This window comes from Chloroflexus sp. (assembly GCF_034435895.1).
GTDB lineage: Bacteria > Chloroflexota > Chloroflexia > Chloroflexales > Chloroflexaceae > Chloroflexus.
The window spans coordinates 1-15,219 of sequence record NZ_DAOTWH010000186.1 but is presented as its reverse complement, the minus strand read 5'-3'; the positions used below and the strand labels follow the sequence as shown (position 1 = coordinate 15,219).

Sequence of the window (15,219 nt, the reverse complement as noted above, 5' to 3'; positions counted from 1 at the left end):
CCAATGTCACCGGCGCGTTTGTCTGGGTTGGCCGCTCGCCACCGCCACCGCGCCTCATTCTGATCGACGACGTGTTGACGACCGGCGCCACCCTCGCCGCCGGCGCTGCTGCCTTGCGCGCTGCCGGTGCGCAGTCGGTGACGGCGCTCGCCCTCGCCCGCTCGGTGATTGCCAAAACCGGTGTACAATAAAGGCGTCCGCGCATCCGCTGATTTCGTTCGCACGCTGGTCTCGCTGGGCCGGCTCGATCAGGTGTACAATAGGTATAGCCGTGCATCTAGTTGCGGCCATCCACCATTCGTCTGTCAGGAGGGACGATGATGTCTGACATCGAGCAGCTTTCTGCCGCCCACCAACAATGGGAACAGCACTGTCTCTGGCCGGCTCTCAAGCGCGCCCCTGAACGCACTGGCCCGTTCATGACCACCAGCAGCGCGCCGATCGAACGGCTCTACACCCCGCTCGATCTGGCCCACGATGGCATGACTCCTACCGAGCATTTTCTGCGCAACGTCAGCTACCCCGGCCAGTATCCCTTCACCCGTGGCATTCACCCCACTGGCTACCGCGGCAAACTGTGGACGATGCGCATGTTTGCCGGGTTTGGCAGCGCCGAAGAGACCAATGCCCGCTTTAAGTTTTTGCTCGAACAAGGCCAAACCGGGTTGTCGATCGCGTTTGATATGCCCACCCTGTACGGGCGCGATACCGATCACCCGTTGGTCGAGGGCGAATTCGGCAAGTGCGGCGTGGCGGTCTCGTCGCTGGCCGATATGGAGATTCTGCTCGATGGGTTGCCGCTCGATCAGGTCAGCACCTCGATGACGATCAATTCGCCGGCGGCGATGATTTGGGCAATGTATCTGGTGGTGGCCGAGAAGCGCGGCATTCCGTGGAACCAGTTGCGCGGCACGATCCAGAACGACATTCTCAAAGAGTACATTGCCCAGAACGAGTATATCTTCCCGCCTGAGCCGAGCATGCGCTTGGTGGTTGATACCATCGAGTTCGCTGCCCGCCACGTGCCGCAGTGGAACCCGATCAGCGTCAGCGGCTATCACATTCGCGAGGCCGGCAGCACCGCCGTGCAAGAGCTGGCCTTTACGCTGGCCGATGGCTTTGCCTACGTCGAAGCGGCGCTCGAGCGCGGGCTCGATATCGACGAATTCGCGCCGCGGATCAGCTTCTTCTTTAACGCCCACAACGACTTCTTCGAGGAGATTGCGAAATACCGGGCAGCGCGCCGGATTTGGGCGCGGGCAATGCGCGAGCGCTACGGCGCCAAGAACGAGCGTTCGTGGTGGCTGCGCTTCCACACCCAAACCGCTGGTTGTTCGCTTACCGCACAGCAACCCGAAATCAACATCGTGCGCACCGCGATTCAGGCGCTGGCGGCGGTGCTCGGTGGCACTCAGAGTCTGCACACCAATTCGATGGACGAGGCGTTGGCATTGCCGTCGGAAAAGGCGGTCACGATTGCGCTGCGCACGCAGCAGATTATCGCCTACGAGAGCGGGGTCGCCAATACCGTCGATCCGCTCGGCGGCAGCTATTTTGTCGAGGCGCTGACCGACCGGATGGAGCGCGAAGCACAGGCGATCTTCGACGCGATCAATGCCCAAGGCGGGGTGATTGCCGCCATCCGCAACGGCTACTTCCACCGCGAGATCGCTGATGCCGCGTATCGCTACCAGCAAGAGATCGACCGCGGCGAGCGGATTATCGTCGGCGTCAACGCCTTCCAAGACGACGAGCCGCTCGAGATTCCAATCTTGCAGATGGATCCCGAAGGCGAAAAGCGGCACCTCGAACGGCTCAACCGCGTCCGTTGCGAGCGCGATCAAGAGCTGGTCTCCCGCCGGCTGGCCGAACTCCGTGTCGCTGCGCAGGGCAACGAGAATATGATGCCGGCCATCCTCAATTGTGTGCGCGCTTACTGCACGCTGGGCGAGATGTGCGATGTGCTGCGCGAGGTATTCGGCGTCTACCAGCAAGATACCGTGATCGTGTAAGCCAGTGTATGGAGTGCGGCAGTACGACTGCCGCACTCCATGTTTCTCCACTCCCTCATGCTTCCCACACAAACGGGAACAGCATCAACGAGGCGGTGAACGTCACCACCACATAGGCCAGCAAAAAGCGAATCGGCCCCAACACCACATCAATCGCGACATTCTCCAGCGTTTGCGCCGTGCCTTGAATCGCGACGATCAGCGGCGCTACCAGCAACGGGAAGGCTAGCACGGCGAAGAGCGCGCCCTTGAAGCTGGCGCGAGCAATGATCGCGGCAATGATGGTAGTGGCTGAGGTAAGGGCCAACCCGCCGGCGACCAGCATCGCGCTAAACGCGAGCGGGCTGCCGACTTTGACTCGTAGCAAGACGATGAAGAGCAGCGTGGTGACAGCGCTCAGCGCCATCACCAGCGTCAAGTTGAAACAAAACTTGCCCAGAAACACCGCCGTAGGCGCTGCCGACAAGCGCAAGGCTGCCATCGTCCGCGCCTCTTCTTCGTAGACAAAGCTGCGCGAGAGACCGTTGAGCGCAGCGAACAGCAGCGCAATCCACAGCAGGGCCGACTGAATCAGCAGCGCCTCTTCGGTGCGGCGCAAGCCGAGGAAGCCGACGCCGAGGCTGACCGCAGTGGCAGCGCTGATCGCAAAGAGCAGCAGGGTATTGATCGCGTAGCGCGTGCGCAGTTCGCAGGCGATGTCTTTACGGAAGATCGCCCACGCGGCGCGGAGCGTCGCGCTAATCCCGCTCGGCGGCGGCGCAGGGATGTCGATCAGAGAGGATTCTTGTTCAATCACGGTTATGTCTCAATCAGAGCGGGGCCACTCACCCTCCCAGCTTCAGCAAGAGGTCAGCATAGCGCAGCTCACGCGGGTCGTTAGTCGCGATCACAGTGAGGCCCCTCCGGCGTTGATCGGCGATAATCTGATCAACCACCGCCGTCCCCCGCTCATCGAGCGTCACCGTCGGCTCATCGAGCAAGAGCACCGGCGGGCGATGGAGCAGGGCAAAGGCATAGCGCAGACGCTGGGCCATGCCTGATGAATACGCCGCCAGCCGGTCATCGCCGCGCTTGCCCAAACCCACCTGCGCGAGCAGATCGTACAGCGCAGCGTCAGAAATGGCCAATCCGCGCACACGGGCAAAAAAGCGCAGATTCTCAATCCCGCTCAATTCACGGTACAGCGCCAAATCAGGCGCGACCCACCCGATCAAATGGCGCGCGTCACGCGGATCGAACCGGTTGCCGCCAGCCTCGTAATAGGCTGCGCCAGCCGCCGGCACCTGCAACCCGGCCAATATCCGCAACAAGGTGCTCTTGCCGCTGCCGTTAGGGCCGCTGACCACCAACACCTCACCCCGGTGGAGGGTAAAGCTAATATCGCGCACAATCGTGCGCGCGCCATACCCGGCGCTCAGTTGCGAAACGTGAAGCTGCATACGGTATCCGGTCGTGCCGCGTGGCCGCTCCGCCCGCGCTGTATGCAGATTATACCAATTCTTGGCCGGTCGCTGTGTGTGGTGGGGGAGGCGCCGCGTTCCCGTATGTCATTGCGAGCCGCCGGAGGCGGCGAAGCAATCTCCCCACGAGTACAGAAACGGCATCCTTTCCGCCGAAGAGGAGATTGTTTCGGGGGCTACGCCCCCTCGCAATGACAAAGGGGCGGCGACCCCCGCTCCCCGCTTATCCTTGCGAGTGGAGCGAAGCAATCCCCCACGAGCACGGCAACGGCATCTTTTCCGCTTTCCGATTGTCATTACAAGCGGAGCGCTAGCGGAGCGAAGCAATCTCCCGCTCTCTGCTTGTCCTTGCGAGCGGAGCGAAGCAATCCCCCATGAGTACAGAAACGGCATCCTTTCCGCCGAAGGAGGAGATTGCTTCGGGGGCGCAGCCCCCTCGCAATGACGGAAGGGCGGTGCCCCCTCGTAATGACATTTAGGGTAACGGCAGATAGCCGGGTGAGGCAGCGCCGTCAATCAAAAATCCCTAGAATATCCCAACGGTCGTGCCACGATTCCAACCGGCGCTCGTCAATCGAATGGTGGGTGGAATCGGGGTTGCCGGGGCGGATGCCGCCGTGTTTGGCGAGATAAGCTTGGTGCGTCGTGTAAATAGTATCCTAGAGCCACTATTCCGGCGCAATCCAGTAGCGCGGGTACGCATTGACGTCACCCAAATCAACAAAGATCCAGAAATGGCTTTCGTCATTCTTGGGTGACATGGGCTGGCTGCCCACGATGCTCGAATGCCAATGCTTGCCGCCGCGCTTGGTTTTGACTTGAAGATACACGGTGCGGCTTTCATCGTTGTTGCAGGCGATAATATCGATCTTGGGCATATTCCCGGCGAATGGCACCGCAAATGCCCCACGCTTGTTTAATTCAGCTACCACAAAATACTCACCGGCACGCCCGACTTGCTGCGTGATGGCACGGCGTGATTTGGCTGGTATGTGGCGCCTCCTTGCTGATTTGAGTGGTCTGATAGTTTGTACATCATCGGCAGGCAAGTTGCATGTAGAGCGGTGAAGGATGCCGAGAGGATGTGTTCATACCCCGCGCTTCTTTTTGCACAATGATCGTGCATTGGATGTGCTCGATTGGGTTAGAGCATCGTTATAGAGCATATCATGCACGATCGATGCAGCCTAGCAGGCAAATGAAATGTGGCCAAATAACCTGACGCGCCGAAGGTAGCCGGTGTCAGTCTGGGTACTGAAGGCTACTTTGCGATCATATCGCCTGCTTGCGGTGCATAGCTTCGCCCGTCGGCGTGTAAGGTGATTGGCAGGGGCGATGCGGTAAGCAGATCGACACTATCCATAAAGTGCAGATGCAGATGTGGTCCGGGACTGAAGCCGGAATTGCCTAAGGCGCCAATCGTCTGACCTGCGGCGATGATTTGCTGTTCGCGCACCGTGATAGAGTCTTGGCGCAGATGGGCAAGGCATGAAAAGATGCCGCATATGCGCCAAAGCCCATTACCTTTGGCTCTGAGGCTGATACAACAATGACTTCACTACTTGAATGTTGATCTGCAATTGCCATGCATTGTTGAATTGTTTCTTTCAAGGTGTATGGCTTCACAGCGAGTGGTTGAGATGGCCTTAAATGGTTTGGTAAGGCATTTATTAGCTTCTCGTAATTTCCTTCCTTACCTAGTGCATCTTCCGAAGCGATCACATACAAAATGTCTGGATTTAGAAACGGTGTAGCAATCTCCCTCTCAGTGGGTACTTTCCGCCGAAGGAGGGGGTTGCTTCGGGGGTTGCGCCCCCTCGCAATGACAGAAGGGCGGCGCCCCCCCACGCTCCCCGTATGTCATTGCGAGCGGAGCGGGGCGAAGCAATCTCCCGCGAGCGCGGAAACGACATCAATCCGTCTGCTCCGCCTACCTGATGAGCCAGCAATCTCCCGCGAGCGCGGAAACGACACCCTTGCCGCCGAAGGAGGAGATTGCTTCGGGGGCTGCGCCCCCTCGCAATGACATACTGGCCTGTCCTTGCGAGTGGAGCGAAGCAATCTCCCGCGAGCGCGGGATGATCCCGCTCAGCGGTTGCTTCCGCCGAAGGAGGGGATTGCTTCGGTTGGGCGGCCCCCGCTCGGCGCGGGCCGCCGCTCCCTCGCAATGACAAAGGGGCGGCGTCCTCCGCTTTCCGGTTGTCCTTGCGAGCGGAGCGTTAGCGGAGCGAAGCAATCTCCCGCGAGCGCGGACGAGGTATGCTTTCCGCCGAAGGGGGAGATTGCTTCGGGGGCTACGACCCCGCCCAATGACAAGCGGGGGCGTCACCGCGCACTGATATAAGGAAGTCTACATTCTTCTCGGCGGCACGGCAGAATGTGGCGCCGGTCGTGGTGGCGGTGGTGGCGGCGCTTCGCTACTGTTGATGGGGTTGCTGCGTTCAGGCGCTGGCGGCGCCAGTGGTTCAGCTCGTGGTGGTGTTGTGGTGTCCAATGGCTTGGTGTCTGCTTTGGGTGTAGAGACGATCAGATCAGGCTGCTGCAAGAACCCCAGCAAAATCTCGTGGAAGCGGTCGGCTTCGTCCACAAACGGGAAGTGGCGGCTCTGCTCCATACGCACCACTTGCGCCATAGGCACGTGGGTGAAGAGCTGGAGTTGGTTGGGGTTGACAATATCGTCGCGCGCGCCATGTACCACCAGCGCCGGCACGCGCAGCTTGTCGAGCATTGGGGTCAAATCGGTGCGCCACATCGAATGGATCGCGCCGCGAATGGTGTCGGCGGTAGATTTGGTGCTGTCTTCGAGCACCTCATCTACTTCGGGGTCGAGCGAGTCGCCGAAGAAGAAGCGGAAGAGTGAGCGGCGCAGCCATGGCCGGCGGGCGAAGAATTCGGCGAAGAAGGGGCGGTCAACCAGCTTCAGCATCCACGAGAGCGAGTCGCCGTTGATCGGCGCTCCGACCGTAGCCACGCGGGTGACGCGCTCTGGGTATTCGATCGCCGTCTTCATCGCAACCATGCCGCCCATGGAGTGCCCAACCAGCGCCGCTCGCTCGATTCCCATCGCATCGAGGAACCGGATGACCTGATTGGAATAGCCTTGGATGGTTGGCATCTCACTCGTGCGTGACTCGCCGAAACCCCAAAAGTCAAACGAGTAGGTACGGAAATGGCGCGAAACAACCTCCATTGAGGTATACCAGTAGCGCCAACTGCCGAGCCAGCCATGCAGGAAGACGACTGGCCTCCCGCGCCCGAACACTTCGTAATGCACCCGCTGATTGTCAATGACGATGATGCTCATGCTGGCCTCGCCGTTGAGGAAGAATTCACTGCGTGGGCGCGCAACTGGGCGACGCTGGTTTCGCGTTCGTGCAGCGATCGGCGCAGTCTCCATTGCAGAGTGGCAATATCTTCCGAGATGCTGCGCAAGTGCGCCATCTCTTGCTCAAGCTCTTCCAATAACGCGCGCGCTTGCAAGCCGGCAGAAACTGTCGTGCGTTCGGTCGAAAGGTGAGCGATGCGCTCTTGAATGGCTGCCAGCAAGCTGAGCAGGTTGGCCCACGCTTCGTTGTCGTTGGCTTCGTGCTGGCGTTGCTGCTGGCCACGCGATTCAATCCAGCGTTGAATTTGCTGTTGCAGCGCCGTGATCCGCTCTTCCAACTGGCGCACCGCCGTCATATCTAGCTCGCCGCCGGCCCGTTGCGGCGGGGTTGCCGTGAGTTGGGCGAGTTGTTGTTGCACATTGGTCATCGCCGCGCTGAGTTGTGATTGTCGTTGCATCACGGCTTCTTGCTCGTTGAGCATATCGAGCAGCATCAGGCGCAGTTGCGATGCTTCTTGTTCGCTCCGCGCCGCCTGTTGCTGCAACAGATGCGGCACGTACCAGAGCAGAATGAACAGCAGCGTGATGATGGCAATACCGAGCGCGACAAAGAGTGCAGTCATAGCAATCCTCCTGATCTCCGCTCATAGTATACCGTTATCTGGCAATGATGAGCTAGATCAGCGGATGACATGTGGATTACGCGCCCAAACCACTCGATCGCGATCGGCAAGATCGGACTGGACCCCAATTTCAGCCTGCGGCATGGCCTGATTGAGTAAGTGTACCACAGAGTCAGCTTGCCATGCGCCAATCTCTAATAGTATAGCTCCCTGCGGTTTGAGGTATGCCGGCGCGGCAGCGATTAACCGGCGGTAGCAGTCAAGCCCATCTGGGCCGCCATCGAGAGCGAGATGCGGTTCGTAGCGGTAGACGCCTTCTTCGATCTCGTTGAGGATTGTGTAGGGGGGATTGCTGACGATCAGATCGACTGGGCCGGGCAGCGGTTCCAGCAGATCGCCTTCAAGCAGCGTGACGCGATCGTGCAGATGGTAGCGCGCAACGTTAGCTGCGGCCACCTCCAGCGCATCGGCGCTCAGATCGACCCCATAGATGATCGCATGCGGCAGATGGATCGCCAGCGCAATCGCGATGGCGCCGCTGCCGGCGCCAATATCGGCGATGGTGATCGGTGCGTTGCCGTAGCGTCGCGCCTCGGCCAGCGCCAGTTCAACCAGCACTTCAGTTTCGGGGCGGGGAATGAGGACGCGCTGGTCAACCAGCAGGTCAAGGCCAAAGAACTCGCGGTGGCCAATCAGATAGGCGACCGGTTCACGGGCGGCGCGGCGGGCAACCAGCGCGGCAAACATCGCCTGCTGTTCAGGCGTCAGCGGGTAGTCACGCTCGGCAACCACTTTTGCCCGCGACCACCCTAACGTATGGGCAAGGAGCAGTTCGGCATCGAGGCGGGCCGTTGCGCTGACGGCCCGCAACTGTTCGCTCGCAAGGCGTAAAGCGTGTTGGATCGTAACGTCGTCGCTCAATCTAATCGCCGTTCGCTAAAATCACGCCCGTCAAACGACAACAAGCGGCGCTTCTCGTCGATCACCGTCTCGAGATGGACAGGGCGCGTCCAAATTTTGAACAGGTTGCGCATCGTCTCGCGGGCGTAATCGATCTTGAGATCAACGCCTTCGTGGCGGTGGCGCAAGTACAGCTCGCCGCGATTGCCGTAGTTGCCGTCTTCGACGAGGATCACCGGCTGGCCGAAGTTGGTGAGCCGGAAGAGCAGCTTCTCTTTGACCTCTTTGAACTCGCGGGAAGCGATTTCGTAGAGGTCAGTGTCGCGATTATAGCGGAAGGTAAAGAGCTTCTGTTCCATCACAAATTCCGGCGTGAGGAATTCGTCGATGAAGGTGACATCGTTATAGAGCCGGCGCACCTCGAAGATCTTTTGGCGGCCAAGGCCGAGCTGCTTATCCCACGAGCGCTTGAGCCGGATATCGTCGCACTCTTCGTACTCTTTGCCGAATTTGCCCTTGTTCCAGCGATCTTCGATGTCACGCAGCAATTCCAAGCCTAATTTGTATGGATTTAGCCTGCCGCCGCTGGTTGCAACCACCCCTGAATGGAGATCGGCGAACGAGACGATCTCAGCCGCCGAAGCGACGCGCTGGGTCATGATCGTGCTGTGCCAGTAGCTATTGTGGTTGATGAAGCCTTGCGCGGCGTAGCGGTGCGTTTCCGTGACCGAGATGTCGTAGACATCGGCGACGCCATGCTCGATGGCGACGACCTCATCAGCCCATACCGTTGGCGCAGCGGGGGTGGTGAAGGCGCGTTCCAGCGCAGCAGTATTGGCGATGTGCAGGATCGCGCCCTCGCGTCGCGCCATTACGCCAAGGTTCAGCAACAGCAACTGCACCGTCGCCGCTTGCGCGTGATCGGCGCACATAAGCTGCATCCCAGCGCCATTCGTTTGGCTGGCGCTAGCGCAGAAGGCGCGCAGGAAAGCGACTACCTGCGGGCGCGGCGAGCGGCAGATCGCGGCCAGCGCGCGCTGGTCGGGGCGAGTGGCGCACTGCGCGCCGAGCTGGACGGCCACCGTCTCATCAACCACGGTCGCTGGCGCGCGCCGGTAGCCGTAGCGACGAACATGATCGGCAGCAGCGTGTGCTATTGCTGGTATGTGCGCCATTGCGGCGACCCGCTTGAGCGCCGGACGGCGGCGGAGGGTGGCCGGCGCAGTGGCCCACAGTTCGGTACCGCCAGCGATCCGCACCTGATCACCGGGTTGCAGCGCCTCCAGCCGCCGCCACTCGCCATTGGCGAGCAGAATGCGGTGATTATGCGAACCGGAAAGCGTCAAGCCGGCGCGGGTGCGAATGGTGACCGTCGGATAGGCGGTAAAGACATTCCAATCGTAGACCGTCTGCGCGCGCTCGCCATCACTGACGCGGGTGCGGCGACGCTGGGTCACGACTTCGCGCATCGGGATCAGGCCGCGGTCAGTGATGATCAAACTCTCGCCAGTCAAGCAGGCCCAACCCTCATTGAGAATCTTGGTCATGCCCTGCGGTGCGAAGTAATACGCTTCATCGCGGATAATCTCGAGCACCGTATGCTGCCAGTTTTCGAGTGGGGCAAAATTCATCAAGAACAGCAGCACATCGCGCTGCGGATGTTCCGGGAAGCGGCGTTGACGGGCGCGCTCTTCTTCAAGTTTGCGCCGCTGCTTTTCGAGAAACTCAGGCGGGTTAATGTAATCGCGCATATACTCGCGCTCGACCGGCAAGCCCTCAACCACCGGCGGCTCCTCGTCGTTGACGATCGGGCGCGGGGTGACGGCTTCGGGGCGGCGGATGTAGGGCGCATGGTAGTCGATCAGGTTTTCCAGCGACAAACAGATGTCAATAAACTCTTCCACCTGATCGTAGCCGATGCGGTCGATGATGCGCTGGATACGGGCGGCGTGGTTTGCCATGGTATCGAGCATCTTGCGATTAGTGTGGGCAAACCACATATTGTTCTTGAAGAAATCGACGTGGCCGGTCACGTGGGCCATCACCATCTTCTGGGTCACATCTTCGTTGCCCTCAAGCAGATAGGCATACGAAGGATTATTGTTAATCACCATCTCGTAGATGGTGCTGCCGGCCCAGATATGGCCCTTCAGCAACTGATCGTACCCCATGCCAAAGCGCCAATGCGGATAGCGCGTCGGGAAGCCGCCGAACGCCGCCGTCTCATAAAGCGTGCGGTAATCGAGCACTTCGTAAATGATGGGGAAGAAATCGAGGCCGTATTCACGGGCAATCTGCTCGATCTCTTGGCGCGCCTGTTCGAGATGAGCGGGAAGGCGGGTACTCTTCATACGCACACCAAACGTCTAAGGCGATCAGCGACCTTTGCCGAGGAAGGCGCGGATCGCGTCGTAGATATCGTCACGATCGGCAATTTCAGCAATCACCACCCGGTCGTCGCCGCGCAGATACTCTTCGAGATCGTGGGCGAAGCGACCCGAACCGTAGAGCGAACGCACCTGACCGTAGCAGAACAGATTCACCTTGGGCAACAGCTCGCGTTTGAGCAGCTCAACGCACTCGCGGGTATCGCCGCCGCCCCAGTTATCGCCATCGGAAAAATGGAACGGATAGATATTCCATTCGGTAGCCGGGTAACGCTCGTCGATCAAGCGATTGCAGAGCTTGTACGCTGACGAAATCTTGGTGCCGCCGCCTTCGCGAATGTGGTAGAAGGTCTGCTGATCGACCTCTTTGGCGGCGGCATCATGCACGATATAGCGAATCTCGATCGACTTATACTGCGAACGCAACCACGTCTCGATCCAGAACGCCGTCATGCGCACCAGCTCTTTTTGCTCGGCCCCCATCGACCCCGACACGTCCATCATATAGATAATGACGGCGTTGCTTTCGGGCACGAGGGTCTCTTTCCACGAACGATAGCGCATATCCTCGGGAATGGGCACCACAACCGGATCTTCGAGGTCATACTCGCCGGCGGCGATCTGGCGGCGGAGCGCCTCGCGGTAGGTGCGCTTAAAGTGGCGCAGCGAGTTGGGGCCAGTGCGGCGAATGCCGCTGTACTTATCCTTCTCGCTGATCAGATTCTTCTTGCCTTTCGGCTGAATATTGGGCAATTGCAGCTCTTCGCCGAGAATCTGGGCCAGCTCCTCGATCGTGATGTCTACTTCGAGGATATGCTGGCCGGGTTCGGCGCCGGCCTGCCCAGTGCCTTGCTGGCCATCACCTTGCGCGATCGGATCGCCAATGTCGCCATCACCCTGCCCGACGCCGCCACCTTGTTTCGCGCCATAGCGGAATTGCGGGATGTCGATCTGCGGGATCGGGATGCTGACGTAGCGTTTGCCCTGCCGCCCGATCAACTCTCCCTGTGACATATACTTGCGCAGGTCTTTTTTAATCCGGCCGCGCACAATCTCGCGAAAGCGGCTCAGGTCGCGTTCAGCTCGTTTCATTGACATCGACATAGACGGCACCCTGCGATGAGTTGAGAACACCGTATGCTACGTGGCAACGATAGGGCGTTGCTAGGAACAAGGCATGCCTTGCCCCTAGCAGCGTGGCATGTCTGGCCCTTAACGGCGCGTATCGCCACGGGCGAAGATCGAGGCCACGTAGTTGAGCACATCGGTCGCCGACTGCTCATTGTAGCCGAAGTCGCGGATCAGACGCGCCTTGACCACATCGATCTTCTCTTGGGTGTCTTTATCGATCACCCGTGAGACGAGCGAGGTGAGCTTGATGCTATCCTTCTGATCCTCGAACAGCTTCAGCTCGAGCGCCTTGTGCAGCCGCTCGTTGGTGCGGTAATCGAAGGTCTTGCCCTCGATCGCCAGCGCGCCGATGTAGTTCATAATCTCGCGGCGGAAGTCATCCTTGCGCGACTCGGGAATATCGATCTTCTCCTCGATGCTGCGCATCAGGCGCTCATCGGGTTCTTCGTACTGGCCGGTGTAGCGATTGCGCACCTTCTCGCGCTGGGTGTAGGCCTTGATGTTATCGATATAGTTGGCGCACAGACGCTTAATCGCCTCTTCGTCAGCCGAGATGGCGCGTTGCACTTCGTTTTTCACAATCTCAGTATACTCCTCGCGCACGATGGCTAGCAGGTCGCGGTAGCGTTTGCGCTGCTCTTCGTCGGTGATCAGGGCATGGTTCTTGAGACCGCTTTCGAGTTCGTTCAGCACCATGAAGGGGTTAATGTAGCCCTCTTCCTGATTGCTGACTAGCGCATTCGAGATCTTGTCTTGGATGTAGCGCGGCGAAATGCCCTCCATACCTTCGCGCACCGCCTCTTTGCGCAGCTCCTTGATGTTGTCTTCGGTGAAGCCGGGCAACGTCTTGCCGTTGTACAGCTTCAGTTTCTGCAACAGGGTCAAGTTGGGCTTCTTCGGCTCTTCGAGGCGAGTGAGCACGGCCCACATCGCTGCCATCTCAAGCGTATGGGGTGCAATATGGACGCGCACCTTCTTCTTGTTGAAGTCGCGCTCGTAGATCCGCACCTCATCGCGCAAGCGAGTGACGTAGGGAATATCGATGCGCACCGTGCGGTCTTTCAGCGCCTCCATGAACTCGTTATTCTCGAGACGGCGGTATTCCGGCTCGTTGGTATGGCCGATGATCACCTCATCGATGTCAGTTTGCGCAAATTTCTTGGACTTGATACGATGCTCTTGCGACGCGCCGAGCAAGTCGTAGAGGAAGGCGACATCGAGCTTGAGCATCTCGACAAACTCGATAATGCCACGGTTGGCGATATTAAACTCGCCGTCGAAGTTAAAGGCGCGCGGATCGGAGTCGGAGCCATAGATCGCGATCTTGCGATAGTTAATATCACCAGTCAGCTCGGTGCTATCCTGATTCTTCTCATCTTTGGGCTGGAAGGTGCCGATCCCGACCCGATCCTGCTCGCTGAAGACCAGTCGGCGGACGCGCACATGGTTCATGACCTTGAGCCAATCGCCGTCGTAGCGCTGCATCAGCTCGCGGAAGTGGAAACGGCAGACCGGGCAGAGGTCGCCTTCGATCCGGATCTGGCGATCAGGGTCGAGGTTCTCGTTCAGGCGCTCGATAAAGCTGGCGCGCAGGTCGCGCGGGATCAGGTGCAGCGGCTCTTCGTGCATCGGGCACTTTTCCCATTCCGATTCCGGCACTTGGCGCCAATCGAAGGTGTCGTGGTGTTCGATCACGCCGGGGTACCAGTCGTAGGTGTATAATGCGCCATCTTCGGTGCGCGAATAGTGCTCGAGGCCACGTTTAAGCCGGCGCACGATAGTTGATTTCGATGAACCGACCGGGCCGTGCAGGAGCAACACGCGCTTTTCGGTGCCGTAGCCGCGGGCAGCGCCCTTGAAGAAGTTGACCAGCCGCATAAGCGGGATCTCAAGCCCGAAGACGGCATCGTCGCCATCAAACGACTCATCGGAGAAGAACTTGTAACGGATGAGGCGCTTCTTGGCGTCGATAAATTCCTCGGTGCCATACGACATAATCATGTCGTAGACTCGTTGAAAGGCGTTGCGGGCAACTTGTGGCTTGCGGGCGACAATGTCGAGATACTCGGCGAAAGTGCCGCGCCAGTTGAGCTGTTGAAAATGGCGGCGATCCTGCTGCTCGCCAATCATCTTCATCAGCTCAAAACCGGATAAGGTCATGTTCATACGTCCTCCTGCTGAGGGATGTCTCCGCCGGCGATCCGGCGAAGCGTTTGATGGGTCGCAGGCAGTAGCATCTTCTCGATGATGCGTTGCCACAACCGGGATGCCAACGTGCAGGGTGCGAACTGGCAGTAGCGCGGCGGTGATGCCGCATGCCAGTGAGCTCGCGCGCCGTATGCGACAGCTTTGCGTGCTCTGGGAAGCGGAACGAGGAATCTTTCAGGTGATAGCATTATAGCAAGGTGTCAATCGCCCGTCAAGGACTTTATGTCGCGTTGATCATTTGTTCAAGGAGGCGTGTCAATGACGAATGTTGATATTGCGATTGTCGTGGCGCTGGGATTATTTGCGATTCTGGGCCTGTATTGGGGGTTGATCCGGCAAGTGCTGGCCGTGGTGGGGGTCGTGGTCGGGTTTATGCTGGCCGGCCAATATGGGACGGAGGTGGCGGTGTGGCTGGGTTCGTTCATTACCGATCCGAATCTGGCGCAGGCGTTAGGCTTTATTGCGGTGTTGTTGCTGGTTAGCAGTGTTGCCAGCCTGATCGCGTCGCTGTTGCATTCGATGGCCGGTTTGATGTTTCTCGGCTGGCTTGACCATCTACTGGGGGCGTTGTTGGGCTTGGTGCAGGGTGTGATCGCGGTGACGGCGGTGCTGATCGTGCTGGTGGTGTTTCCGGTCGAACCGTGGAGCGGGTGGTTGCAGAGTTCGCTCTTAGCCGGCTGGATGTTGCGATTGGGTGAACCGCTGACGTTGTTGCTGCCGGATCTGTTTGCGGCAGCGGTGCGCACCTTCAACGAGTTTGGCATCTTGCCGTAACGGCAAGACGCAGAGGGAGAGATGTAGCGACGGACGGCTGTCTGTCTCCAAACGCAAAGGCGCCAAGGAGCGCGAAGGGCGCAGAGGGTTTTTATAGTGGGGCGTGAGTGGGCTGGGGGTGGGGGCCACCTCCGGCCCCTCCCCCGCTGGGGGAGGGGGGATAACGCAAAGGCGCAATAGAGCGGCTGTCCGGCTCCGCAAAGAGTTATTGGGTAAATGGAGTATAGCGGGATAGGAGACATTCTGATCAGGCTGCTGATGCGGTAGTTACGTATGCTCGTATCTTCATTGTTGGGTAACTCCCTTGGGTCGTTGCGCTAGCTCGGCGTACAACGCCTCGTAGCGCGGCAGCAGGCGATCGGCGGCGAAGCGTTCGCGGGCAGCGGCGCGGGCGGCGGC

12 protein-coding genes and 1 pseudogene are annotated in these 15,219 nt (G+C 59.3%); 3 read left to right on the top strand and 10 right to left on the bottom strand.

The features are described from left to right. Positions 1 to 191, top strand: a pseudogene (locus U9R81_RS10915) (ComF family protein); the annotation flags it as partial. A 126-nt stretch (positions 192 to 317) separates the two neighbouring features. Next, positions 318 to 2,012 (top strand): methylmalonyl-CoA mutase family protein, encoded by a 1,695-nt coding sequence (locus U9R81_RS10910; RefSeq protein ID WP_322495481.1) that lies wholly within the window; start codon positions 318 to 320, stop codon positions 2,010 to 2,012. Positions 2,013 to 2,067: 55 nt separating this feature from the next. Here the strand turns inward: U9R81_RS10910 and U9R81_RS10905 are convergent, their stop codons facing one another. The 10 genes from U9R81_RS10905 to U9R81_RS10865 form a co-directional block, all read right to left on the bottom strand. Continuing rightward, on the bottom strand, positions 2,068 to 2,808 hold the full coding sequence (locus U9R81_RS10905) for a heme exporter protein CcmB (RefSeq protein ID WP_322495480.1): 741 nt from the start codon (positions 2,806 to 2,808) through the stop codon (positions 2,068 to 2,070). Between the two features lie 28 nt (positions 2,809 to 2,836). Beyond that, on the bottom strand, positions 2,837 to 3,451 hold the full coding sequence (locus U9R81_RS10900; RefSeq protein WP_322495479.1) for an ABC transporter ATP-binding protein: 615 nt from the start codon (positions 3,449 to 3,451) through the stop codon (positions 2,837 to 2,839). 689 nt (positions 3,452 to 4,140) lie between these two features. After that, the gene (locus U9R81_RS10895) at positions 4,141 to 4,404 is read right to left on the bottom strand and encodes a hypothetical protein (protein WP_322495478.1); all 264 of its coding nucleotides are present in this window, start codon (positions 4,402 to 4,404) and stop codon (positions 4,141 to 4,143) included. A gap of 329 nt (positions 4,405 to 4,733) precedes the next feature. Next, entirely contained in the window at positions 4,734 to 4,970 is a 237-nt protein-coding gene (locus tag U9R81_RS20080) for a M23 family metallopeptidase (RefSeq protein ID WP_416180956.1), read from the bottom strand. A gap of 852 nt (positions 4,971 to 5,822) precedes the next feature. Continuing rightward, the gene (locus tag U9R81_RS10890) at positions 5,823 to 6,776 is read right to left on the bottom strand and encodes an alpha/beta hydrolase (protein ID WP_322495477.1); all 954 of its coding nucleotides are present in this window, start codon (positions 6,774 to 6,776) and stop codon (positions 5,823 to 5,825) included. After that, the gene (locus tag U9R81_RS10885) at positions 6,773 to 7,420 is read right to left on the bottom strand and encodes a hypothetical protein (protein ID WP_322495476.1); all 648 of its coding nucleotides are present in this window, start codon (positions 7,418 to 7,420) and stop codon (positions 6,773 to 6,775) included. Before U9R81_RS10885 ends, U9R81_RS10890 begins: the two co-directional genes overlap by 4 nt. Before the next feature lie 57 nt (positions 7,421 to 7,477). Further along, positions 7,478 to 8,341, bottom strand: a complete 864-nt coding sequence (prmC, locus tag U9R81_RS10880; protein ID WP_322495475.1) for a peptide chain release factor N(5)-glutamine methyltransferase — start codon at positions 8,339 to 8,341, stop codon at positions 7,478 to 7,480. Further along, the gene (locus tag U9R81_RS10875; RefSeq protein WP_322495474.1) at positions 8,338 to 10,671 is read right to left on the bottom strand and encodes a SpoVR family protein; all 2,334 of its coding nucleotides are present in this window, start codon (positions 10,669 to 10,671) and stop codon (positions 8,338 to 8,340) included. Before U9R81_RS10875 ends, prmC begins: the two co-directional genes overlap by 4 nt. Positions 10,672 to 10,695: 24 nt before the next feature. Continuing rightward, entirely contained in the window at positions 10,696 to 11,805 is a 1,110-nt protein-coding gene (locus tag U9R81_RS10870; RefSeq protein ID WP_416180955.1) for a DUF444 family protein, read from the bottom strand. A gap of 114 nt (positions 11,806 to 11,919) precedes the next feature. Further along, positions 11,920 to 13,998, bottom strand: a complete 2,079-nt coding sequence (locus U9R81_RS10865) for a serine protein kinase (RefSeq protein ID WP_322495483.1) — start codon at positions 13,996 to 13,998, stop codon at positions 11,920 to 11,922. A gap of 306 nt (positions 13,999 to 14,304) precedes the next feature. Here U9R81_RS10865 and U9R81_RS10860 point away from each other — a divergent pair, with 306 nt between their 5' ends. Then, complete coding sequence (locus U9R81_RS10860) at positions 14,305 to 14,820, top strand: CvpA family protein (protein WP_322495472.1); 516 nt, start codon at positions 14,305 to 14,307, stop codon at positions 14,818 to 14,820. The last annotated feature ends 399 nt before the right edge of the window (positions 14,821 to 15,219 follow it).

Coding starts and splice junctions, on each gene's coding strand:
- U9R81_RS10910 (WP_322495481.1), top strand. CDS start 318: ATGATGTCTGACATCGAGCAGCTTTCTGCCGCCCACCAACAATGGGAA.
- U9R81_RS10900 (WP_322495479.1), bottom strand. CDS start 3,451: ATGCAGCTTCACGTTTCGCAACTGAGCGCCGGGTATGGCGCGCGCACG.
- U9R81_RS10890 (WP_322495477.1), bottom strand. CDS start 6,776: ATGAGCATCATCGTCATTGACAATCAGCGGGTGCATTACGAAGTGTTC.
- U9R81_RS10885 (WP_322495476.1), bottom strand. CDS start 7,420: ATGACTGCACTCTTTGTCGCGCTCGGTATTGCCATCATCACGCTGCTG.
- U9R81_RS10875 (WP_322495474.1), bottom strand. CDS start 10,671: ATGAAGAGTACCCGCCTTCCCGCTCATCTCGAACAGGCGCGCCAAGAG.
- U9R81_RS10870 (WP_416180955.1), bottom strand. CDS start 11,805: ATGTCAATGAAACGAGCTGAACGCGACCTGAGCCGCTTTCGCGAGATT.
- U9R81_RS10865 (WP_322495483.1), bottom strand. CDS start 13,998: ATGACCTTATCCGGTTTTGAGCTGATGAAGATGATTGGCGAGCAGCAG.
- U9R81_RS10860 (WP_322495472.1), top strand. CDS start 14,305: ATGACGAATGTTGATATTGCGATTGTCGTGGCGCTGGGATTATTTGCG.